Here is a 22,882-nt window from a genome sequence, read left to right as displayed (position 1 = left end):
TGTGGCCAGCCATGCTCTTCGTTCCCGGCAGCGACGAGCGTAAGCTCGGCAAGATCGGGACGCTGCCTGCCCAGGCCCTGCTTCTCGACCTGGAGGACGGAGTGGCGGCGGGAGCCAAGGCGCAGGCCCGCGTTCTGATCGCGGAAGCCCTCGACCATGCCCCTGCGGAAAAGCACCTGTGGGTGCGGGTGAACGCCGCCGACACGGCTGAACTCTACGACGACCTCCACGCGGTGGTGCGGCCGGGGCTGGAAGGAATCAACCTGCCCAAGGTGGAGTCGGAGCGTGACTTGGCCGTCGTGGACTGGCTGATCGGAGAACTTGAACGGCGCCGGGACCTGCCGCTCGGTTCGGTCACGCTCATGGCGACGCTGGAAACGGCGAAGGGAGTGGCGAGGGCCGGGCTCATCGCGGCCTGCACCCCACGTCTGCGGGGCCTGTGCTTCGGGGCGGCCGACTACAGCCGCGACCTCGGGCTGGACTGGCCGCCCGAAGGCGGGCTTTCCCTCACGGTCCTGCAGGCCAAAGTGGCGCTTGTTCAGGCGTCCGCGGCCGCCGGGCTGGAAGCGCCGCATGACGGCGCTTCAGCGGAATTCCGCGACCTCGAGCGCTTGCGGAGCGAAGCACGGGCCGCCCGGGACCTCGGCTTCGGCGGAAAGCACGCCATCCATCCGGCGCAGCTCCCCGTGATTGAGGCCGCCTTCGCGCCCTCGGCCGCCCAGCTCGCCTGGGCGGAGCGGGTCACGCTGGAATTCGACCGCCACGCGGCGGCTGGCATCGGGGCCTTCGCCCTGGACGGCCGGATGATCGACGCGCCGGTGGCCGCCCGGGCGCGAGAAGTGTTGCGGCAGGCTGGGCGGTCTGGATGACGGCGCCCGGCTCGCACACGACCCCACTACCCCTCGAAGGCGTGCGGGTGCTCGACCTGTCGAGCCTGTACGCCGGGCCATTGATCGCCACAACCCTGGGCGACTTCGGGGCGGAGGTGGTCAAGGTCGAGCACCCCCGCGGTGACGACGCCCGGCGTTGGGGTCTATCCAAGATGACTGAGCGTGGGGACATCCCGCTGTGGTGGAAGGTGATCTCGCGCAACAAGCGTCTGCTCTCACTCGACCTCCACCGGGAAACCGACCGCGAGACCGTGCTTGACCTGTGCCGCTGGGCTGACGTGGTCGTCGAGAACTTCCGCCCCGGCCGTCTGGAGAGCTGGGGCCTCGGCTACGAGCAGCTCAGCGCGGACAACCCCGGGCTGGTGATGGCGCGGGTGAGCGGCTTCGGGCAGACCGGTCCGCTCAGCGCGCAGCCGGGGTTCGGCACGCTCGCCGAGGCGTTCTCCGGCTTCGCCTTCATCACTGGCACCGCCGACGGGCCGCCCACGCTGCCGCCCTTCGGGCTTGCTGATGGAGTGGCGGCCCTCGCGGGCACGTACGCCGTCATGATGGCCCTGTACTGGCGCGACGCAAAAGGTGGGCGCGGCCAGGTGGTCGACCTCAGCCTGTACGAGCCGCTCTTCTCGATCCTGGGCCCTCAGGCCATCGAGTACGCCCAGACCGGCACGGTGCAGACCCGCCGCGGCAACCGCTCGCAGCGCACCTCGCCCCGCAACACCTACCGCACCCGTGACGAACGCTGGGTGGCCCTCTCGGGCGGAACGCAGCAGGTCGTGAACCGGATGTTGGTCGTGATCGGACGCCCTGAGCTGTGCGAGGACGCGCGGTTCAGGGACGCGGCGGCGCGGCGCAGAAATGCGGACGAACTCGACGCCCTGATCGCCGACTGGATTGCCACGCACGATCTCGACGTGGTGCTCGCGCGCTTCCGGGAGATCGAGGCACCCCTCGCGCCCGTGTACAGCATCGACCAGATCGTGGAGGACGAGCAGTACCGAGCCCGCCAGTCCCTGGTCGAGGTTCCCGACGAGGACCTCGGCACTGCGCTGATGCCGAATGTGCTGCCCCGCCTCTCCCTCACCCCGGGGCGCATCCGCTTCCCCGGCCGCACGCCTATCGGGGCGGACACCGACGCCATCTACCGAGACCTGCTTGGCCGTGAGCCACCAGAACCCGCCGGAGGGGAGCCGTGAGTGAGGGAGAGGCCCTCCATGGCCCGCACGCCCGGGCCGGGAGCGGGAATGGGGAACCTCCCGCCGTGGCTGGCAGCCAGCTTCTCAGCACCGGGTTCTTCTCCCCCGTTCTCGGCCGGTGGTGGCGCTACAGCGTCTATCTGCCTCCTGACTATGAGCGGTCGAAGGATTGCTTTCCCGTTCTGTACCTGCTGCATGGACGTGGCGGGGACGAGACCTCATGGGCGACCGAAGGAGCGGTTCAAACTCTGCTCGACGCCGAGATCGGCACGTTCAGCGTGCGTCCCCTCCTGGCCCTGATGCCCGATTTCGGCTCAAGCTGGTGCGTGGACGCCCGCGAGAGATTCGAAACCGCCTTTTTCGCCGACTTCCTGCCGCACATTGCCACCCGCTACCGTACCCTGGAGCACCGCGGTGCCCGGGCGCTGGCCGGGTATTCGATGGGCGGCTTCGGAGTTCTGCGCTACGCCCTCACCCGTCCGGACCTGTTCGGGGGCGCGGTGTTGCTCAGCCCCGCCATCTACGAGGATGTGCCACCTGCAGGTTCGAGTGCGCGGGCGCTGCCTGCCTTTGGGGAGCCCTTCGACCCCGGCTGTTGGAGGGCCCTGAACTACCCGGCAGCGCTCGAACGCCTGCCGTCGCCCGCAGGGTGCTTCTTCGTGGCTTCCGGCGACGCCGATTACGCCCACCCGGACCTGAGGATGAACGTCGAAGTGCAGGTCGCCCTGCTGCACGCGCGGCTACGCGGGAGGGGCATCACGTCACACCTGCGTGTCCTCCCCGGCGGTCATGACTGGAGTGTGTGGCGGCCCGCCTTTCTGGAAGGCGTGCGCCTCGTCCTTCCCGGACGGCACGCGAGGTGACCATGTTGACTCCCCCCGACTACCTGGAGCGTGTCTACGCAGGTGTTCTCGGTAAGATGATTGGCGTCTACCTGGGCCGACCGGTCGAAGGCTGGAGCCATGAGCGCATCACCGCCACCTTCGGTGAACTCGACCGCTACGTGCATGAACACCGCGGCTGGCCGCTCGTCCTTCCGGACGACGACCTGACCGGGACCTTCACCTTCCCGCGAGCGCTGCCCGAGCACGGGAACCGGTTCGACCTCACGCCCGCCGACATAGGCGAGACATGGCTCAACCATATCGTTGAGGGCCGGACCTGCCTGTGGTGGGGAGGTTTTGGCAATTCCACCGAGCAGACGGCGTACCTGCGCCTCAAGGCGGGGGTCCCGGCGCCCGAGAGCGGCTCCATAGAGCGCAACGGCCGTACCATTGCCGAGCAGATCGGGGCGCAGATCTTTATCGACGGCTGGGCGATGGTGACGCCGGGCGACCCCCAGAGGGCCGCGAGCCTGGCGCGGCGGGCCGCCAGCGTCAGCCACGACGGCGAGGCCGTGCACGCTGCGGTCGCGCTCGCCGCCATGGAGGCACTCTCCTTCATGGAGACGGACCTCGAGCGGCTGCTCGACGTGGCATTGGAAGTCATTCCTGGGGACAGCATGATTGCCCGCCTGCACCGGGACCTGCGGGGGTGGCATCAAGAAGAACCGGACTGGCGGGCGGCGCGGGCCAGACTCCAGGAACATTACGGGTACGACAGGTTTCCTGGCAATGTCCACGTCGTGCCCAACCACGGGGTGATCGTGCTGGCCCTGCTGTATGGGGACGGCGACTTTCACCGGACGCTGACGATTGCCAACACCTGCGGCTGGGACACCGACTGCAACTCCGGCAACGTCGGGTGCCTGCTGGCCCTGCGAGGCGGCCTGGCGGCGCTTACAGGAAACCCGGACTGGCGGGGGCCCCTGGCTGACCGCCTCTACCTTCCGGGCGCCGAGGGTGGCCGGGCGATCACCGACGCGCTCACGGTCGCAGTGGAAGTTACCAACATCGGCCGCGCCCTGGCCGGGGAGGAGCCCCTCGCTCCGAAGGGTGGCGCGAAGTTCCATTTCTCCGCACCGGGCGCCGTCCAGGGCTTTGTTGGCGAGGGGCTTGACCTGGAGAACGTCTCAGGCCACAGTCGGCTGGGGGAGCGCAGCCTCACCCTGCGCTTCCGCCCGGGCCAAGGGAGCACGGGCCGGGCGATGACGCGCACCTTCCTGCCACCCGGGGTACCCGAGCCGCCGAACGTGCCCTACGCCCGGGGTGCCGGGGGTGGCTGGAACTACACGCTGCTCGCCTCGCCGAGCCTGTATCCGGGCCAGCAGGTCCAAGCCGAGGTCGAGGCCAGCACGGACAACCCGGAACCGGTCAGCGTCCGCTTGTGCCTGCGGTACTACGACGCGGGTGACATGTGCGAGTTCCAGCACGGCCCCCTCACCTCGCTCGCGCCCGGGGAACGGGCCATCCTCGAATGGCAGGTGCCGGACCTGGGCGGCTTGCCGGTCGCCGAGGTCGGCGTCGAACTGGAGAGTCGGTCGCCAGGCACGGTGTATCTCGATTCCCTCGACTGGAGCGGAGCGCCAGATGTCACCCTGGGACGGCCGGGACCACCTGGGGAGGGCACGATGTGGCGGCGCGCCTGGGTGAATGCTGTCGAGCAGCAGGACGCACGCGCGCCCGAACCCTACCGGCTGCTTCAGAACCGCGGCGTCGGCCTGATCTCGCAGGGCAGCCGCGACTGGACGAACTACGCCGTCGAGGCCGACCTCACGGTGCAAGTGGCCCTGGCCGCTGGACTGGTGGCCCGCTTCCAGGGGTTGCGCCGTCACTACGCCCTGGTGCTCGTCCCCGGCGCCCTCCGGCTGGTCAAAACCTGCGGGGGTGAGCGCGTGCTGGCCGAGGCCGCATGTGCGTGGTCATTCAGTGAGACGCACCGGCTGCGCCTGGAGGTCCAGGGTGGGCGGCTGCGCGGCCTCCTTGACGGCACGCCCCTCCTGGAAGCTCACGACGAGGCCGAACCTCTGCTGGAGGGGGGCGTCGCCCTTCTGGTGGAGGAGGGCTGGCTTTCGAGCGGGCCCGTCCGGGTCGAGCCGTTGTGAACACACCGGACTTCTCGGCCGAACGTCTGATTCCCGCCCCCGAGGACCCGGCGGGCTGGGAAGCGTGGCGCACGGCACTTGCACAGTGGCGGAACGAGACGAGGCAGGCCCTCGATTATGACGGCGGCACCTACCAACAAGCCGCGTTCGCCTGGGTGCCGGGGTGCTACGTCTGCTGCATGGTCATGCTCTGGGACGAGCTCTTCTACGACCGCCACAGTAACCGCTTCACGCCCGAGCGCTTCCTCGAACACGGTCGGCGGGAATTCGGTGGATACGACGCCGTGGTGCTGTGGCACGCCTACCCGAACCTGGGCTTCGATGGGCGCAACCAGTTTGATGTCTACCGTGACGGTCCAGGAGGACTTCAGGGCCTGCGCGAACTCGTGGCGGCCCTCCACCTCGGGCGTGTTCGCGTCTTCCTCAATTACAACCCCTGGGATACCGGGACTCGACCTGAGCCCGGTGGGCACCTCGCAGCCCTGGCCGAACTCGTTGGTGAGGCAGACGCTGACGGCGTTTTCCTGGATACGATGCGCCACGGCTCCAGCAACCTGCGGACCCGGCTGGACGAGGCCCGGCCGGGGGTGGCGCTCGAATCCGAGTCCACCCTGCCCCTGGAGCGGGTCCACGACCATCAGATGTCCTGGGCCCAGTGGTACCCCGACACGGAGGCCCCCGGCGTGCTGCGCAACCGCTGGTTCGAGCGCCGCCACATGATGCACCACACGCGCCGCTGGGACCGCGACCACTCCGAGGAGCTGCACTCGGCCTGGATGAATGGGGCGGGCATCCTGGTCTGGGAAAACGTCTTCGGCTCCTGGAATGGCTGGCACGCCCGTGACCGATCACTCCTGCGGGCCATGATCAGCGTGCAACGTGCCTTTTCCCATCTCTTCTCCGGTGAGGGCTGGGTTCCGCTCATGCCGACCCTGCAGCCGCGTGTCTACGCCAGCCTGTGGCAGGGCGACGGCCTGAGACTCTGGACCTTGGTCAACCGGGGTGAGGCAGACGTGTCGGGACCACTGCTCGAAGTTGAAGCGGACGAGCAGACCCTCTGCTTCGACCTCATCACCGGCGAGTTGGCCGAGGGAGGACGCCGGGGAGAAACGTGGGAGTTTGGGGGCAGGCTTGCGGGGCGGGGCGTGGCGGCCTTCCTCGCCCTAGAGCCCGAGCGGCTGGACGGGAGGCTCCAGGGGTTTCTCGCCCAACAACGTGAGAGGAACACGAGCATTGAACCGGATACGGCGTTTCCTGAGCGGCAGGTGCGGCGGATCGAGCCACCACCGGTTCACATTTGCACATACCTGCCCGAGGGGATGATCGCTGTCCCCGCCTGGTCGGGCGAGATGCGCAGCGTCTTCCGTCTGCGCGAGTGTGGGACCACGGTCGCCGCGCCGTTCGTCAACGAGTGGCGACCGAAGTTTCCACGTCTTCACACGCCGGTCGAGGAAGTCCAGATGGTCAATCTCGTGACCTATGCTCTCGACCAGCGGGAGGTCACGAACGGCGAGTTCCTTGAGTTCCTGTGCTCGAGTGGCTACCGGCCCTCCCACACCGAGCGATTTCTGGATCACTGGCATCGGGGCGAGCCCCTTTCGGAAGAGGTGAACCAGCCCGTCACCTGGGTGGACCTTGACGATGCCCAGGCTTACGCCCTCTGGGCCGGGAAGCGCCTTCCCACAGAAACGGAGTGGCAGCACGCGTTCGAAACCCAGCCCCTCGCGTTCACACGTCCCGCAGTAGACGGACCGGTCCCCCGGGTGTGGAACTGGACCGAGAGCGAGCACACTGACGGCCATACTCGCTTCTGCCTGCTCAAGGGAGGGAGCGACTTTGCGGCCCAGGGGTCGGAGTGGTACGCGGACGGTGGTCCCCGTCCACCCGCCTTTACCAGCAAGCTCCTGCTGGGCTCCCCTGGAATAAACCGACGTGCCACCGTGGGGTTCCGCTGTGCCGTCACCCTCAGGGAGTGGGGATGACGCCAGGGGTTGTGGCCGTTTGTGTGTTGAGCTGGGCGGGGGGAAGCTGAGCCCGTCACTTCCACTCGTGCCAATACGCCCAGTGGCAGGTCCGATCTGCCAGGACCACCCAACAGATCCTGACTTGCTCGAAACCCTTTGATCAGGCGCAACAGGAGCTGAAGCGGTTTAAGCCTACACCTCTCGCTGACCGGACCCTGGCGGTGACCCTCGATTTCCCTTTCCGAGGGTTTGTGCTGGGTCTCGATGGCGGGGAGGGTGACCTGTCGCCTGCCTACTCCAGGCTCAAGGATGGCGACTACGATCAACGCACACCATGGCATGGTGATGCAGCCCTGCCAAGAACGGCCCTCGAAGTGGTTCATACCGACTGCCTTCTTCAGTCCCTGGTGGGGACGTTGACGTCAAACGTTCCACTGCCACAGGTGCGGTGGCGGGCATGGTCAATGTGGCAGCCGAAGTCAAGACGAGTTTGAGCTTGATCGGACTTGAGCGCCCCAAGGTTCTCCCGAGATTTTCCCTGCCAGGCGGAAGCTGGGGGATTACTCGTCGTCCACGTGATATGTCAGCGACAAGGTCAAGCGCTCCGTACCTCGGTCACGCTCGACCTGCAGGCGAAGCGTGCAGAACTCGTCGCGCGGCTTGAACTCCGGAATCACGGTCGCAATGTTCACACCCCACACGTCGAGCAGGCCGAACCCGACATCCTGCCCGACGCTCCTCGCGTAGAGAAACTCGTCGAACGCCTGTTCCGTCTTCACATGACCGGGAATGCGTTTGAAGGTCGTCTGCAACGGGTACTTCTTGAGCAGATGCGTTTGCAGCGAACGAGCAGACGTGAGAACGTCGTCCGTGTGCACCGTGAATTGAATGGAATTCGGCGGATCGTGCGAGTCGAAGTCGTTGAAAATCCGCGCCGTGACCTCGTGCCCGAGGTGCGTGCCACTGTAGAGCATGTCGTTCCACGGGTCGCCGCTCCCAATCGTGCCCGAGCGAACGAAGTTTTCGGTCTCGATGAACTTATCGAGCGCATGGCTCGAGGCCAAGTCGCCCGACCTGAGCTTTGAAAGAACCGTAAACCAATCGAACTCCGAGGTCGGGGCGGGAGATGCGGAACAGCCAAGCAGCGCAAAGCCGAGCAGAGCGCCGAGAATGGAGCGGGTAACATGCATGCATCGAGCGTAGAGGCGGCAGGGTGGCAGAAGCATGACGTTTGCGAGCACTTCGCGGGTCGACCTCAAGGCGCGTTCCCCTTTGCCGTCGTCAGCTTGCCCCAGTCCGCTGTCCAATCGGGTCTGCTTGTTGTCCGGCCACCACGGCCCCATACACTGAAGTCATGTCCGCACAACACCGCGTGCTTGACGACCACCTTGCCGCTATCCTGCTGGCGCGCCAAGCGGAACTGCAACTCGAAGCGGAGCGCGTTGTGCACGACCTGAAACTGCCCGAGCGGCTCGGGGAACTCGGGACCTTCGAGCAAATCGGCAGCTCCGTGTCCGGCTTGATGGTCTGGCCGGACGTGGACGTCATGGTGCGCGCTGACCACCCCAGCGCCCAACGCATCATGACGGCCATGACCCCGGTGATGGGCACGCACGGCATACGAGAAGTGCTGTACCGCGATGAAACAGGAGAACGCAGTCCTTCGGGGAACCCCAGCGATGAGCGGCATTACTTCGTGCTGCGGTACGCCGCGGTGAGCGGTCAGGTGTGGAAGATCGACGTGACGGTGTGGCGCTCGGCGGCCCCTCGACCGCAGCGGGGGCACGCCGAGCATTTGGCGCGCGCCCTGACCCAGGAGCAGCGTTTGGCAGTGCTTTGGGTCAAGCGGGTGTGGTGCGATCGGCCCGAGTACCCGGAGGAAGTGGGCGGCACGGATGTGTACGACGCGGTGTTGCACCATGGGGTACGCACGCCAGAGGACTTCGAGCGCTTTTTGGCGCAGCGTAATGATACGAGGCCCTGACCTTTCAAGCCACCAACCTCAAACCGAAGTGGACCACAAGCTAGTCCAGTGTCCACTTTCGTCTGGCAATTCAACTGCCCGAAAGGAGGTGCGCCTACACCATTTTTTCTTTTTCCACCATGTGGTAAATCAAAGTGGACGCCGGACTAGTTGGCTGTCCACTTCGGTCTGGCGCTCGGCCCTGTCGACGTTGCTGTCAGCTCGACAAGTTCGTTGGGAACCTCCCTCCCCGACCAGAACGCTGTGAGCGTTTGTGCCAGTAGGCCCTGCTGCCGCGCCATCCACGTGTGCGACCCCCCCGCGATACCCAGGGCCTGAGCTCCCGGAACACCCTCAACGAGATCCACCGCCGACCTCACATTGAGTGCTCCTTCCCGCAACCCGACGAGCGTCAGCAGCGGCACACCTGCCAGGCGCAGGCCCGGTGGGACGCGAAAGCGAACACCCTCGGTCATCACGGCGCGCAACACGGCCCCCGTCATCGCCTGCTGATCTCTTTCGAACATTGCCCACGCGTGAGACGGCACGCCCAATGCCCGGGCTTGCATGCGGATCATCCAGGGGGTCCGTATCAACGGGCCGAGGCCGACCATCGCCCACACGAGGGCTCCCTCAAACCGTATCGGCCTCGCCGTCACACCGATCAACGTCGCGCTGCGCACCACCTGCGGAAAGTGCGCTGTGAGGTGCGCGGCCACCGCTCCGCCCAGCGAGTGCCCTACCACGTGCGCCCGCCCGTCCGTCGCCCTCTCCGCGATGAACGTAGCCAGTTGGCGAGCGGCTGAGGCCACCTTGAAGGGACCGAGGTGCGCACTCTGGCCAAGGCCGGGCAGGTCGGGGGCAAGGGAATGCAACTGGGGCAGGGCCTGCATAGTGTCATGCCACATCCAGCTCGTGACGCCAGCGCCGTGCAGGAAGACCACAGTGGGCTGCGCTCGGTCACCATGCTCCAGGGTGTACAGGGACATGACTCTAGTGTCGGCGTACCCTACCGAACATGACACACCAGAATTTCGGGAGCCTCACCGTGCGCGACACTGCCGCTGCGCACGCGCTCGTCGACGTTCGGACGACCCGGTTGCTCGGGGCGTTCCTGGATGAAGGGCGCAGCGTGGCCGAAGTGGCTCGCGAGCTGGGCGAGGACCTCGATTGGGTTCGCTACCGTGTGCGGCGCCTCACCGCTCTCGGCCTGCTGCGGGACGTCGGCGTACGAACGCGCAAGGGCCGACCCATGCGGCTGTACCAGGCCGCTGCGCCCGTGTTCTTCGTGCCCTTTGAGGTGACGCGCTACGAGTCGTTAGACGCGTACCTGGAAGGGGTGGAAGGCGAGGTGGGGGCATGGGTGCGGCGTAACGTCGCGCAGGCGCTGCGGGACACGGGCGAGGGGTGGGGCCTGCGCGTCGCACGGGGTGAGGACGGCCAGATGCATTCGAAGATGTCGCGCTCACCCGACGCGGACGAGACGGTCGCCGGTCAGCGCCCAGCGTTGTTGTCGTTCGTGTACCCGGCCCTGTCGCTCGACTTCGAGGACGCGAAGGCGCTGCAGGCGGAACTCCTAGGCGTGTTTCATCGGTACGCGGGGCAGGCAGGAGCGCAAACGTATCTGTGTCAATTCGTCTTGTGCCCAGTGTCCCGGCCCGCATAGCCCTTCGCCTCGTCAAACCAAGATGGACGCCGGGCTAGCCTCGGGCAAGGTTGAAAGCGTCGGCCAGCAGTTCGTACGACTCAACCCGCTCCTCATGACTGTGAATGTTTGACGTCACCATCAGTTCGTCCGCCTCGAACCGACTGGCAAGTTCCTCCAAGCGCGCCTTCACCTCATCCGGGGTGCCATACACGAGCAGGTTCCGCCCCAAGCGGGCCACTCCCTGCTCCTGCGGCGTCATGGGACGCTGCAGCGCCTCCTCCGGGCTGACCAGGGGAAGATCACGCCCCGTGCGGATCCCGACCGTCAGCTGCTCTTGCGTTCGGGCGAGTGCCTCGGCGCGTTCACGCGTCCGGGCGACCATGACCGACACCGCGAGAATGGCGTGCGGCTGCGCGAGTTGATCCGAAGGTGTGAAGCGTTCGCGGTACAACCACATGGCCCTTTGGGCAGCCTCCGGACTGAAGTGGTAGGCGAACGCGTAGCCCAGCCCGAGTTGGGCGGCCAATTGTGCCCCGTACGTGCTCGACCCGAGCAACCAGAGGGGTGGGAGAGGCACTCCGTCCGGTGTGGCTCGCACGCGGCGGAAGGGATGCTCGGGGGGAAACATTTCCTCCCCTGCAAAGGCGCGCAAGGCGTGAATCTGCTCGGGGAAGTCATCCGCCTGCAGGGCTTCGAGGGAACGGCGAAGCGCGAACGCCGTCACCTGATCCGTTCCTGGTGCACGTCCCAGCGCCAGGTCGATTCGGCCGGGAAACAACGCCTCCAATGTCTTGAAGTTCTCGGCGACGCGCAGCGGGGCGTGGTTGGGCAGCATGATGCCGCCCGAGCCCACTCGAATCGTCTGGGTCTCGCGGGCCACCAAGGCGATCAGGATGTCGGTCGCCGTGCTGTTGAACGTGCCGGTGTTGTGGTGCTCGGCGAGCCAGTACCGGGTGTAGCCGAGTCGGTCGACCCGCCGGGCCAGGTCGAGGGTGTTGTGCAACGCCTGCCCCGGCGGGGAGCCAGCACTCACAGGCGCGAGATCAAGGACAGAAAGCAGCAACGGCATGAGGGTGTCTTACGGGATGTGCGCGGGGACAACAGGTCGCTGGATACACCCTGTACCTGTGTGACAGCCCCTACGCGGTTTTACTTACCTACTTACCCAGTCGGTCATGTGCGGGGCATTCGCGACCGACCGTACGAACATCGTGGACCGTAGTAGCGTCAGGTGCGAGGAGGTGATAAAGTTTCACACTTTAATAACCGTGACCGGCGTTTTACTCGGACTCGCATCCGGCCTGTCGTACTCTTGAACTCGACCCGCCTGCAAGCTCACCCCCTCATCTCGCTGCAATAGCTTGGTCGGCATCGCGGGAGGTCAGTGTGCTATCGAACCGTTCGAGGGTGCCGCTGGGTGGTACATCTCCCACCCTGTCCCTCCATCGCCCCTACCGTGTCAAGTTAAAATCCCCTTTCCCACTCATTCCCGCAACCCCCCAAAACGTCCACCCAATGGACGTTTTTCTTCTTCTCCCCTCCCCCGCTTTCCCTCCTTTTCGCGTCGTTTCCCATCTCTATTGCACACACATCAAGACCGCCCACAGACATTCTTCGTCGAAGAATTACCCGCCACTGCATACCTCCCAGCGTGACCGAAGCGTCGCCGATGTCCTGTTTACATTTTTGCTCTCCAGGACTAGCATGGCTCATCACCCTCTAAATGGAACTACGTTCCGAGTACTGGAACAGCGAGGGTGTACCACACACGTGAATCACACGGTCGTCAAGACGCTGGATCTCCTTAACCTTTTCGTAGAGCGACCGACGTTGAGCCTCTAGGACATCTGCGCACTCGCCAAACTCCCCAAGGGGTCCGCGCACCGACTCCTCGCTTCCCTCCAAACGGCTGGTCTCCTTCAACGCAACGTGCAAGGCCACTACCAGCTCGGATACGCGTTTCTCCAGTTCGGTCACCTCGTCGCCCAGCGTCTCGACATCCGCCAGGTGGCATTGCCCGTCATGCACGACCTTCTGAACGCCACCAGAGAAGCCGTCAGCCTCGTTCTCCAGGACGGGCACGAGGCCATCTACATCGAACGGCTCGAAAGTACACAGCCAGTCCGTACGTATACACGCATCAGGCGCCGGGCAGCCCTCCACGCAGGCGCATGCCCACGCGCTATCCTCACCTTCCTCCCTGACGAAGCGATCGAGGCATACCTCAACCACGTTGAGCTCACCCGGTACGCCCGGGGAACGCTCACGAATCCTGACACTCTGCGCCACCACATTCAGCACGACCGAGGCACCGGTTTCACCGTCAGTTACTCTGAACTCGAAGACGACACGGCCGGAGTCGCGGCGCCCATCTACCACGCGGACGGCAGCGTCGCAGGCAGCCTCAGCCTGTCCGGCCCGGAATCACACTTCGGCCCTGACCGGGTAACGGCCCTCGCGGCCCACACGAAGAACGCCGCTCAACGCCTCTCCCTTCAGCTTGGCGCATCGCCGACCACGGCATCGCAACTCAGACAGGCCCACTGACACCCGCTCGCTCATGCTATGACTGGCAAGCAGTCATGGCTCCGGGAGGCACCATGAAGGCATTCAAGGCCCTACTCGTAACTGCTCTGCTCGCCAGCGCGAGCACCTCACTCGCCCAGAGTGGCACCCTAACGATCGCGACAGCGCAGGACCCGCAGAACTGGGACCCGATCGACACCTTCCTGGTCGCGTGGGGGACAGTCGCCCACAACATCTACGACGGCTTGATCATCCGCAGCGCCGACCTCAAGCTCCAGCCCGGTCTGGCCACCAAGTGGACGTACCTCAACAACAACAAGACGCTGCGCTTCACTCTCCGCAAGAACGTGAAATTCCACAACGGGGAGCCCTTCAACGCCGCTGCAGTCAAGTTCACCTTCGACCGCCTGCTCGGCCCCGAGGGCAAAAAGGGCCCGCAGCAGGCCAACTACACCGCCATTAAACAAGTCAAGGTGGTCGATCCCTACACCGTCGACCTCATCCTGGCCCAGCCCGACCCAGTCCTGCTGACGAAGCTGGCCGGGTATGGCGCCATGATCGTCCCCCCCAAGTACATCAAGGAAAAGGGCGACGCGTACTTCAACACCCATCCCGTGGGCACTGGCCCCTTCAAGTTTGTGTCCTACAAAAATGGCGAGTCGCTCAAGCTCACAGCGTTCAAGGACTACTGGGGCGGGCCACCCAAACTCGCGAACGTCACCTACCGATTCATTGAGGAGCCGTCCACGCGCGTGGCCGAACTCCAGGCGGGCCGGGTCGACATCGCCACCGCCATTCCCGTCGCCCAGGCCGCGACCGTCAAGGGCAATGCCAACCTCACCCTGCAGGCCGTGCCCAGCCCGACCGTGCAGGCCCTGCGCCTCAACGTCAGCAAGGGACCGACCAGCGACGTGCGTGTCCGGCAGGCCCTCAACTACGCCGTGGACCGGGACGCCATCATCAAGAGCATCCTGCAGGGCTATGCCAGCCCCATCACGTCCCTGCAGTCCTCGAAGTCCTTCGGATATGACCCGAACCTCAAGGCGTACCCGTATGATCCCAACAAGGCCAAGCAGTTGCTCGCAGCGGCTGGCGTGAAGCCAGGAACCGCCATTGGAATTGACTTCATTGGGACGGACGCCGTTTTCCGGGAAGTTGCGCAGGCCGTTGCTGGCTTCTTCCAGGCCGTGGGACTCAAGCCAGCACTCAAGACATACGAGACCAACACCTTCTACAGCGACATCATTCCCAAGAACCAGACCAGCAATGCCTATCAGATGGGCTGGGGTGGCTGGACCTTCGACTTCGATAACACCGCGTACCTGCTCTACCACAGTGGCCAGTTCTGGAATCCCGACCTCAAGAACAAGGAACTTGACGCGCTTCTCGACAAGCAGCACCAAATGAGCAACCAGCAGCAGCGCCTGGTAATTCTGCGCAATATCGCCAAACTCACACACGATCAGGCCATCGACATCCCGCTGTACAACCAGCAGGACCTGTGGGGCGTCAACAAGCGCGTCCAGGGCTTCCAGGCCCCGAGCGACAGCCTCCTGCATCTGAACACAGTCAGCGTGAAGTGAACGGTCGTGGCACGCTACCTGGTGTCGCAACTGCTGCAGGCGGTGCTGGTCGTGATCTTCGTGACCCTCGTCGTCGCGATCATGCTCCGCTTCTCCGGAGACCCCGCCGTGGCTCAATTCCAGGGGGCTTCGGCCCCCACCGCTGAACAGCTGAAGGACATCCGCCAGGCACTGGGTCTCGACCAACCGTTCATCGTGCAGTACGGACGATTCCTGGGGGGGCTCGTCACCGGGAACCTGGGGACCAGCTTCCGTGGTGATACGCCGGTGCGCGCGCTGATCTGGCAGGCCATGCCGCCGACGCTGCTCCTCGCGTTGTGCTCACTGCTCATCTCCATCCTGATCTCGTTGCCTCTCGGAATCTATGCAGCCGTCCACAAGGGCCGCTGGGCGGATCAGATCATCCGGTTGCTGTCGCTGTTCGGCCTGTCCTTTCCGAACTTCTGGCTGGGCATCATGCTGGTGCTGATCTTCGGCGTCACGCTCCGTTGGCTGCCTCCCTCCGGCTACGAGGGGGCAGCCTCACTGGTCCTGCCCAGCGTCACCCTCGGCCTCATCCTCACTTCCACGACCGTACGGCTGCTGCGCGCCTCGCTGCTGGACGTGCTGAGCAGCCAGTACGTTACCGTGGCCCGCAGCAAGGGCCTCTCGGAACGGAACGTGCTGTACAAGCACGCGCTGCGAAACACGGCCATCCCGGTCGTCACCTTCATCGGCCTCCAGTTCGGTGGGCTGATGGGCGGTGTGGTGATTGTGGAACAGGTATTCGCCTGGCCCGGCCTGGGGTCCCTGGCCCTGCAGGCCATCTCGAACCGTGACTACCCCGTCCTGCAGGGTACCGTGACGGTCCTCGCCATCATCGTGGTGCTCGTCAACCTGCTCGTCGACCTCTCGTACGGCCTGTTCGACCCCAGGGTCCGCATAGAGTGACATGACCGACTCCCCCGCGACCGCCCCATCAGCCCGACGCCCCTTCCTTCGGTGGACCCCTGACCTGCTCGTCGGCACCCTGCTGACCGGGACCATCCTCCTGCTCGTGCTGTTCGCGAATGTCCTCTTCCCCAGCGGAACGGACGTCATGGATCTCACTGCGCGCCTCAAGCCTCCCACCTTCGCGGGGCCACATCCGCTCGGCACGGATCCCATCGGCCGGGACGTCTTCTCCAGAGTTGTGTACGGCGGGCGCATCTCCATCACCGTCGGGCTGGTGTCGGTGGCCCTGTCGGTCCTGATCGGCACCCTGCTCGGCCTGCTCGCCGGGTTCTACCGGGGTGCGCTCGACGCGTTCCTGATGCGCCTTGCGGACGTCCAGCTCGCCTTCCCGTTCATCCTGCTCGCCATTACGGTCATTGCCATCATCGGCCCCGGCCTGTGGAAGCTCATCGCGGTGATGGTCGCCTCACAGTGGGCGCAGTACGCCCGGCTCGTGCGCGGGCAGGTCCTGTCCCTTCGCGAACGGGAGTACGTCCAGGCCGCCAACGCGCTCGGCGCGAACAACTCACGGATGATGTTCCGGCACATCATCCCGAATGCCATCGGCCCCATCGTGGTCCTCGCAACCCTGAACATCGCCAACAACATCCTGCTGGAGTCGGGCCTTACCTTCCTCGGCCTCGGCGTCGACCCACAGGTGCCGTCCTGGGGTGGCATGCTCGCCGACGGACGCACCTACCTGCAGACCGCGTGGTGGGTCTCGGTGTTCCCAGGGGTCGCGATCACCCTCACGGTCCTCGGGTTCAACCTCATCGGTGACTGGCTCCGGGACCACCTCGACCCTCACGGAAGGCGCTGATGACCATCCCTGACCTGAACCCACAGGCCACCCAGCACGATACGCAGACCACATGGCAGCAGACCTTCCCCTGGGAGGGACGACGCCTGCTCGACCAGGTCACTGCCCTTCGGCAGGAGGGGGCCCCCTCCCAAGTGCTCGCCTACGTCTCGGAATCCCCTGAGATGCGCGCCTGGCTGAGGGAAACACTCCGCACCACTTGTGGAGAGGCGTGCGCGGTTCGCGTCCGCAGCGCCTACAAACCCGCGTACTTCTGGGTGACCGAGGAACTCCAGCCGTTGTGGCGCCGTGCGCACGCCGACCGACTGACCCTCACGTACCCGCGCCTGCCGGGCGAGAATCCCGGAAGGTTCCTTCAGGAAGCCTACCCACTTGCCGCCATCCTTGAACGTGAAGGGGTCCAGGCCGAGTTCATCCCCGGCCATGCGCAGCCCACCTATCAGGCCACGCTGTGGCGCGGCGACACGGCCCTCTGGCAGGGCAGCTGCTTCATTCCGCTCGCGTCGCGGGAGTCGCCCGACGGTCGGACGGTCGTCGCTCCAACCGGCTGGCTGACCGTGCAGGCCGACACTGGGCCTTTGCATGACGCGCCCCTCCCGACTGATGGCGAGCTGTTCTGGAACTGGTACTGCAGTGTCATCCTTCCGGCCATCCTCGACCTGGCCGGTCAGCGGAACGACGGGCTCGTCTTCAAAGACCTGTCCGTCACCCTGCATCTCTCTGAGCCGGACCTCGCGCTCGACGTGCTGGACGAACGCATCAGCATGACCGAGGCCCTCACCGAGGAGGTGTATTTCGGAACGCTCGACGCCCTCAAACGGCACACCTCCACTCCCCCGGACGCGAGGACACTCACCCCTGGCCGGATCGTTCCCATCGCGAGAAGCACCCCGGGGCAGGACGGACGGGCGCGTGTCACGCTGACGCGCTGGGACGCCGCACCTCAGGAGCGTGAAGAGCTGGACCTTCCCCCCTCCGGGGAACGCCTGGGAACCAGCACGCTGCTCGACCGACCCTGGCCCCCCGCACGCACCTGGGCGTATGCACGGCAACTGGCGGACCAGTATGGGCTGGGTTGGTCCGTCCCCGCGCAGAGCGTGGACGGCCGACCCGTCCCGGCGATGGTCCGGAAGGGACGTGAAGGCCCCGAGGGCGTGCTCGTCACCGGTGGGCAGCATGCAAATGAGACGACGGGTCCAGTCGCCGCCCTGCAGTTCGTCCCCTCCCTGGTGGCAAGCGACCTGAACTTCGCGGTCCTGCCCCTGGAAAACCCTGATGGGGCCTCCCTGCACCGTGCTCTGACGCAGATCGCGCCTGAGCACATGCATCACGCTGCGCGGTACACCTCCCTCGGGGATGACCTGGGCCAGCGACAGGGCCTTCCACGCTGGGAAACACGGGCGCGCGCATGGGCACGGGACAAGGTGAACGCGTCCCTGCACCTGAGCCTGCACGGGTACCCCGCCCACGAGTGGGTCCGGCCGTACAGCGGGTATGCGCCGTACGGCTTCGAATCGTGGGCTCTGCCCGCCGGGTTCGTCACGATCCTGTGGTACTGGCCGGGGCAGGCCGACAACGCCCGAGCCATGGCGGACGCGATCGCACGTCGCCTCCTCCAGGAAGTGGATGTCACCGCCTACACGACCCGGGCGTTCCGCACAAGTGCCGCCCACCTGCTGCAACCGCACTACCAGCTCATTCACGGACTGCCCTTCATACTGGCGGAGCAGAGGGGTGGCCTGTGTCCCATCACCGTGATCACGGAGGCGCCCGACGAGACCATCTACGGCGAGCGCTTCCAGATGTTCGTCCGTGCCCACGTCGCGGTCTGCGAAGCGGCCGTCGCGTTTCAGGTCAGGCAGCATGCCGAAGCCTGAGGCCCTTACCCGGCCACGAGAAGCTACTCACCATTAGGTTCATGACCGCCAAACTGGATGACGCTCGGGATTGTACTTGGTAGGGAGGTCACACCCAGGACGAACTTTGAGCTCCGACGAACGCTGTTCCCTCAAATCGTGAGCTCCTGACCGAGGGCTGCATCATTCGCAACACCAAAAGAAAGGTACCACTGTGCCACCCGCCATTCGTCCCCGTCACGCACGCAGACCAGCGTCAGCCGTGCCAGCAACACCTGCCCGTCCGGCATGACCAGGTTCAGGTCCTCGGCTCCCCATCCGATATCGCCGCGCTCCATGACCCGCTGCCGCTCGCCGGGCATTATCTGGATGCCGCTGGTGCGCATTTCCTCCAGTTGTGTGTGCAGCACCTCGCGCGCACGCGTGTCACCCTCCCACCACTCCTGCGGGTCGGTTCCGATCACGAGCATGTCACTTAACGGCCAGAATAGGGGGTCAATCAGTTGTTGATCACCCGTATTGAAGATTTCGTGTACCCGGGGGGAGACGTCGCGGACTCCAATCAATGCCGTCATGTGGGCCTTCCTTTCGAGGAGCCTCATAGGCGTTGCAGAGCGACCCGAGATACTGATTGCGGTGCTTTCTTTGAACCACGGTTGTCAGAACGAACTTGACCCTCACCGACACGTTGCGGTCGCTCCTGAGGGGCAGTTGAAGGAGGTGGCGGTCTTGCTGAAGCTTGGAAAGCACCGCAAGTCACGCACTGACTGTGGGTCTTCTTGGGTTGGGTACGATAGGCGTTGCCACTCCTCCTGCCAAGGCCCGCCCACAACCTCCCCACTCACCTCCCACCGCAACGCGGTGCTCCGGGAGCCGAGGACCTGGCGTCCGCAGTTTGAGCTCTCACTCCAAGGTGCCGTCCCCTAACTACTAACGCAGCCTCTTGACAAACCCGCACGCATATTTTATATGGGTGAGGTGTGGGGAAAAGCTCAGAAAGAACGTCCCACACGGCAGAAACAGCATGGAGGTGAACCATGGCACTCGTACGTACCCCCAACAATGGCATGACCACGTGGAGCTCGGACCTGATGCCGACGCCCAGCTCCCTCTGGCCTGCCCTCGACTGCTTCATCGGTGAACTTGCCAGTCCCACGCTGGCTGGCACGCGCTTCCTCCTCGACATGTACGAAACGGAAAGCCATGTCGTCATAGACGTCGCGGTGCCGGGCGTCAAACCGGAGGACCTGGACGTCCAGGTGGAAGGGCTCACGCTGTCCATCCGTGGCCGTTACAGCCCCAGTAATGCGGACGGCAAACGGTACTGGGTGAAGACGTTGCCAAGTGGAGAGTTCCAGTGCAGCGTTACCCTGCCAGTGAAGGTGGAAACGGACCAGGTGGACGCCAGCCTGGAGTCCGGCGTGCTGCACCTGCACCTTCCCAAGGCGGCTGAAGTCCGAACCCGTAAGATCGAGATCAAGCGAGCCAATTCAGCAAAGGCCCTCAGCTGACCCATTGACGAGTTCCGGCCCCTGAGGGCCGGAACTCGTCTCACCCCTGCCAATACCTCCGGGTGATGCTTATACTTCGCCACGCTCCTCCACGAGTGCTATCTACCTTGCTATTCGAGCAGGCTGCTGCACAGCTGAGTGTCGTGTTCACTCAAGTGCGACTCTTAGCCTCTGCACCCACGGTCAACAACTTGTTGCAGGTGTAGGCCCGGCAGCCACCGCCGTTTGGCCTGAAGTGGCGTTGAGCCGGGCTAAGGCGGCCAACTGACCCCCAAGGTGACCGGTACATGCACGGTGCACCCAACTCATCTCTTGCACCTGAATAGATAGCAGAAAAGCGCTCCCAGACGAGAGAAAGAGGGTGTGTGGAGACTCAAGCTTCGCGGGGAGCGTACCTCCATTCTGGCAGACGCGCTCCTCTCCGTCCCCACCAGTCCTTACCAGCAGCACAGCCTGAAGGCTGCGCTGGGGCTCTTTCTTGACCTGAAGACGAAGAAGGCCCTGCACCGGGCCCATACCGTCAGCGCCAGTGCGCTGAGTCGCCTGTTGAACGTGGACGAGTGGGATACGGCTGAGTGCTGGGCGACCCTCATCCAGGCCCAATGGGAGGCGTTGCTGCTCGCAGCACGCCGCAAACACCACCCTCGCTTACGGCTGGGCGTGGACCTCACCAGTGTCCCGAAGACGGGACGCGATTTGCCCTTCATACGCGTCTATAACGAGGTCTACGGTCTTCATCTGGTGGTGCTGTACGCGGTGTACGGGGACTGAAGTTCCCCGTGGGTGACCGGGTGTACCGGGGGAAGGGGACCCCTTCCCCCGTCCGGCTCGCTTTGGAGCTGCTGGCGACCGTGCCCACCGAAGTGAGCCGTCGCTTTGACGTCTGGGTGCTGGCCACAGCGGCTTCGAGTCGTCGGCCTTCCTCCAGGGTGTGCGGGACCTGAGCTTCGAGTTCGTGGTCGGGGTGCGCTCCACTCGCCGCACCGATCATCCCGGTCACGTCACCGTGGAGGACGGTGAGCACGGGAGCTGGCTACACCTTGCCCATTGGCCGTGGGACACCCTGACGCTGGCCCGGGTCGAGCGAGGGGAACGCACCTTGTTCTCGGTCGCCTCCCAACTGCTTCCGGGCGACCGTGTCGCCCGGGAGGGGGGACGGCGCTGGGCCATCGAGTCGTTTTTCAAGGAGGCCAAGCACGGTTTCGGGCGAGGGAGGTTCGCTTTGCGAACCGCTCAGGGCCTGGACCGTTGGGTGCTGCTCGTTTTTGCTGCGTTCACGCTCGCCAGGCTCTGCCGAGCCGACACCCTCTCGCTGGAACAAGCGGCGGACGTCGCCGCCCGGGTGGCTCTGCCACTGCTGGTCGTTCAGCGACTTGCTCTACAGGTCTGGCGAGGGGAGAAATTCCTGCGCCACCACGGCTATTCACTCACCCTATCCAGGTGCAAGAGATAAGTCGGAGGCTTTCAACTGTACGGAGCCAATGGGGATGTGCTGGATCGAGGTAAGTACCTCGTCATCTGGTAACACGAAGGCGATGGCTGGCGCTGGCACCGCGACATCTTCAACTCTGACGGCCCCACACAGTAACGGACTTTTGGAAAGTTACAGCGCATTAAATGCAGGGCGAGTGTTGTGTTACAACAAGTAAGTCCCTGCAACGCCGATCCCCTTCACCGTGTCCGCTGACAACCGGCAGCAGCAGAAAACGTACTACTCGAACTATGGCTCTGGCGTCATTGACGTGACGGCACCAGGCGGCGATTGGTACGTTCGCGGACCCCAGCGGACTCCGGCGTCCGGGCTGATTCTTTCGACGTGGCCAGCGACGCTGCGTGAGGATCTCCCATCCCAGCTGATCACCCAGGACTGCCAGGGGACGGTGTGCGCGACGTACAGCTACCTGCAGTGCACCTCCATGGCCGCACCGCACGTCACCGGAGTGGTGGCGCTGATGATTAGCCAGTACGGCTCCATGTCGCCGGGCGCGGTCAAGGCCCAGCTGACGCAAACGGCCGAGCCGCTGGACTGCTCCGCGCGCACATACAACCCGGTGCCGCAGTTGCTGCAGTACGGCCTGGACTTCACTGCGACCTGCCTGGACGGCATGGGCCACAACGGCTTCTATGGCGTGGGCGAGGTTGACGCACTGTCGGCCATAACAAAGTGACCACTCTGGAATGTTCCCCGGCCGACAGTACGGCCGCCGAGTTGTCCCCTTCCGACGGCAGAGTGCCTGGGCTTACAAGAGGCGGCCATACCCCTACCACCTCGTTTTCGGCCCGGCCGGCACTGTGATCTGCCCTGATGCACCTGGGCGGGATTGCTCGCCTGGAGGTGAAGTAAATGCAGGCGCACCGGGCTGAAAACGCTTTGTCAACGCGACGAAAACGCAGCGCCTTCCACACTGGATCCAGGTGCCCCAGGCGTCTGCACAGGACTGCCGGTAGCGTCCGGGCGCCACATTCAGCAGCGCCACCGAGCGCAGGCTAGCCGATCCATTCGGGGAAAGGAGGAACTCCCTCGCCGAACCAGTGTCCCTCGCGCCGATCCGCCCCAGTTCCCGCCTCTCGCCCGATGCCCCGGCATCAGGAAAGGAACGTCACCATGCGGACTCCCCAAACCCTCAAGACCCTGCTGCTCGCCGCCCTGTCTGCCGCCGCCCTGGGAAGCCCGGTCTCCGCTTCGAGCGTCTACGTAAACAATCGCCACGGTCCGAGTGGAGCGATCAACGCCTATTGCGACGGCGTTCTCATAACCTCCAATGTCCTTCCCCAGATGTTCATGATGTTTCCCATTGAAGTGAGCCCTGGGCCGCACGTGTTCGTGGTCACTCCGAGCAATATGGCGTTGGGTCAGGGCGATCTGGCGCGGGCCTCTGTTAACGTTGAGCCCAACGTTACCTACACGCTCAGGTACTTCTCGGAAAAGGGCACTGACCCAGCCTCCGCAGTACTCAAACTGCAGAGGGGCAG

Annotated in this window: 19 protein-coding genes and 1 pseudogene; 16 read left to right on the top strand and 4 right to left on the bottom strand. The window is 64.9% G+C overall.

The genetic code is table 11. The features are described 5' to 3' along the window. Positions 1-11 precede the first annotated feature (11 nt). The 5 genes from F784_RS0120210 to F784_RS24010 are packed head-to-tail and all read left to right on the top strand — an operon-like array spanning position 12 to position 7,048. Positions 12-869: an HpcH/HpaI aldolase/citrate lyase family protein gene (locus F784_RS0120210; RefSeq protein ID WP_169405721.1), complete on the top strand. Its 858-nt coding sequence runs from the start codon at positions 12-14 to the stop codon at positions 867-869. Continuing rightward, a complete protein-coding gene (locus F784_RS0120205; protein WP_019588534.1) occupies positions 866-2,083 on the top strand; it encodes a CaiB/BaiF CoA transferase family protein in 1,218 nt (405 codons plus the stop codon). The genes F784_RS0120210 and F784_RS0120205 overlap by 4 nt, the downstream gene beginning before the upstream one ends. Next, entirely contained in the window at positions 2,080-2,946 is an 867-nt protein-coding gene (locus tag F784_RS24015; RefSeq protein WP_019588533.1) for an alpha/beta hydrolase, read from the top strand. The genes F784_RS0120205 and F784_RS24015 overlap by 4 nt, the downstream gene beginning before the upstream one ends. A gap of 2 nt (positions 2,947-2,948) precedes the next feature. Next, positions 2,949-5,066: an ADP-ribosylglycohydrolase family protein gene (locus F784_RS0120195; RefSeq protein ID WP_026332617.1), complete on the top strand. Its 2,118-nt coding sequence runs from the start codon at positions 2,949-2,951 to the stop codon at positions 5,064-5,066. Next, positions 5,063-7,048 carry an SUMF1/EgtB/PvdO family nonheme iron enzyme gene (locus tag F784_RS24010; RefSeq protein ID WP_019588531.1) on the top strand — a complete coding sequence of 662 codons (1,986 nt, stop codon included), beginning with the start codon at positions 5,063-5,065 and terminating at the stop codon, positions 7,046-7,048. Before F784_RS0120195 ends, F784_RS24010 begins: the two co-directional genes overlap by 4 nt. A gap of 542 nt (positions 7,049-7,590) precedes the next feature. Here F784_RS24010 and F784_RS0120185 read toward each other — a convergent pair. Continuing rightward, positions 7,591-8,220, bottom strand: coding sequence for a hypothetical protein (locus tag F784_RS0120185; RefSeq protein WP_157465407.1), 630 nt, complete (start codon positions 8,218-8,220; stop codon positions 7,591-7,593). Positions 8,221-8,384: 164 nt separating this feature from the next. Here F784_RS0120185 and F784_RS0120180 point away from each other — a divergent pair, with 164 nt between their 5' ends. Then, positions 8,385-9,014, top strand: coding sequence for a hypothetical protein (locus tag F784_RS0120180; protein WP_019588529.1), 630 nt, complete (start codon positions 8,385-8,387; stop codon positions 9,012-9,014). A 146-nt stretch (positions 9,015-9,160) separates the two neighbouring features. Here the strand turns inward: F784_RS0120180 and F784_RS24935 are convergent, their stop codons facing one another. Then, a complete protein-coding gene (locus F784_RS24935) occupies positions 9,161-9,982 on the bottom strand; it encodes an alpha/beta fold hydrolase (protein ID WP_019588528.1) in 822 nt (273 codons plus the stop codon). Between the two features lie 29 nt (positions 9,983-10,011). On the opposite strand from F784_RS24935, the gene F784_RS0120170 reads away from it, so the two are divergent. After that, entirely contained in the window at positions 10,012-10,659 is a 648-nt protein-coding gene (locus F784_RS0120170) for a helix-turn-helix domain-containing protein (protein ID WP_019588527.1), read from the top strand. A 34-nt stretch (positions 10,660-10,693) separates the two neighbouring features. Here F784_RS0120170 and F784_RS0120165 read toward each other — a convergent pair whose 3' ends face one another. Then, positions 10,694-11,710: an LLM class flavin-dependent oxidoreductase gene (locus F784_RS0120165; RefSeq protein WP_026332616.1), complete on the bottom strand. Its 1,017-nt coding sequence runs from the start codon at positions 11,708-11,710 to the stop codon at positions 10,694-10,696. A 776-nt stretch (positions 11,711-12,486) separates the two neighbouring features. Between F784_RS0120165 and F784_RS27930 the strand changes: the two genes are divergently transcribed. The 5 genes from F784_RS27930 to F784_RS0120140 are packed head-to-tail and all read left to right on the top strand — an operon-like array spanning position 12,487 to position 18,419. Then, a complete protein-coding gene (locus F784_RS27930; RefSeq protein ID WP_425387136.1) occupies positions 12,487-13,188 on the top strand; it encodes an IclR family transcriptional regulator in 702 nt (233 codons plus the stop codon). 53 nt (positions 13,189-13,241) lie between these two features. After that, entirely contained in the window at positions 13,242-14,750 is a 1,509-nt protein-coding gene (locus F784_RS0120155) for an ABC transporter substrate-binding protein (RefSeq protein ID WP_019588524.1), read from the top strand. Positions 14,751-14,756: 6 nt separating this feature from the next. Continuing rightward, positions 14,757-15,680 (top strand): ABC transporter permease, encoded by a 924-nt coding sequence (locus tag F784_RS0120150; RefSeq protein ID WP_019588523.1) that lies wholly within the window; start codon positions 14,757-14,759, stop codon positions 15,678-15,680. A 1-nt stretch (position 15,681) separates the two neighbouring features. Next, complete coding sequence (locus tag F784_RS0120145; RefSeq protein WP_019588522.1) at positions 15,682-16,542, top strand: ABC transporter permease; 861 nt, start codon at positions 15,682-15,684, stop codon at positions 16,540-16,542. Continuing rightward, positions 16,542-18,419, top strand: a complete 1,878-nt coding sequence (locus tag F784_RS0120140) for a M14 family zinc carboxypeptidase (RefSeq protein WP_019588521.1) — start codon at positions 16,542-16,544, stop codon at positions 18,417-18,419. Before F784_RS0120145 ends, F784_RS0120140 begins: the two co-directional genes overlap by 1 nt. A gap of 131 nt (positions 18,420-18,550) precedes the next feature. Here the strand turns inward: F784_RS0120140 and F784_RS24930 are convergent, their stop codons facing one another. Further along, a complete protein-coding gene (locus F784_RS24930) occupies positions 18,551-18,973 on the bottom strand; it encodes a nuclear transport factor 2 family protein (RefSeq protein ID WP_019588520.1) in 423 nt (140 codons plus the stop codon). 462 nt (positions 18,974-19,435) lie between these two features. Here F784_RS24930 and F784_RS0120130 point away from each other — a divergent pair, with 462 nt between their 5' ends. The 4 genes and pseudogenes from F784_RS0120130 to F784_RS26910 all read left to right on the top strand — a co-directional run. Further along, the gene (locus F784_RS0120130) at positions 19,436-19,909 is read left to right on the top strand and encodes an Hsp20/alpha crystallin family protein (RefSeq protein ID WP_019588519.1); all 474 of its coding nucleotides are present in this window, start codon (positions 19,436-19,438) and stop codon (positions 19,907-19,909) included. A gap of 363 nt (positions 19,910-20,272) precedes the next feature. Then, a pseudogene (locus F784_RS23990) lies at positions 20,273-21,362 on the top strand (transposase). Between the two features lie 223 nt (positions 21,363-21,585). Then, a complete protein-coding gene (locus F784_RS0120120) occupies positions 21,586-22,077 on the top strand; it encodes a S8 family serine peptidase (protein WP_019588518.1) in 492 nt (163 codons plus the stop codon). A 437-nt stretch (positions 22,078-22,514) separates the two neighbouring features. Then, positions 22,515-22,882: hypothetical protein (locus F784_RS26910; protein WP_051087011.1), on the top strand; the 368-nt coding region annotated here is incomplete at its 3' end.

This window comes from Deinococcus apachensis DSM 19763 (assembly GCF_000381345.1).
Classification (GTDB): Bacteria; Deinococcota; Deinococci; order Deinococcales; family Deinococcaceae; genus Deinococcus; species Deinococcus apachensis.
The sequence above is the reverse complement of the archived record's forward strand: the minus strand, read 5'-3'. Positions and strand labels throughout refer to the sequence as shown.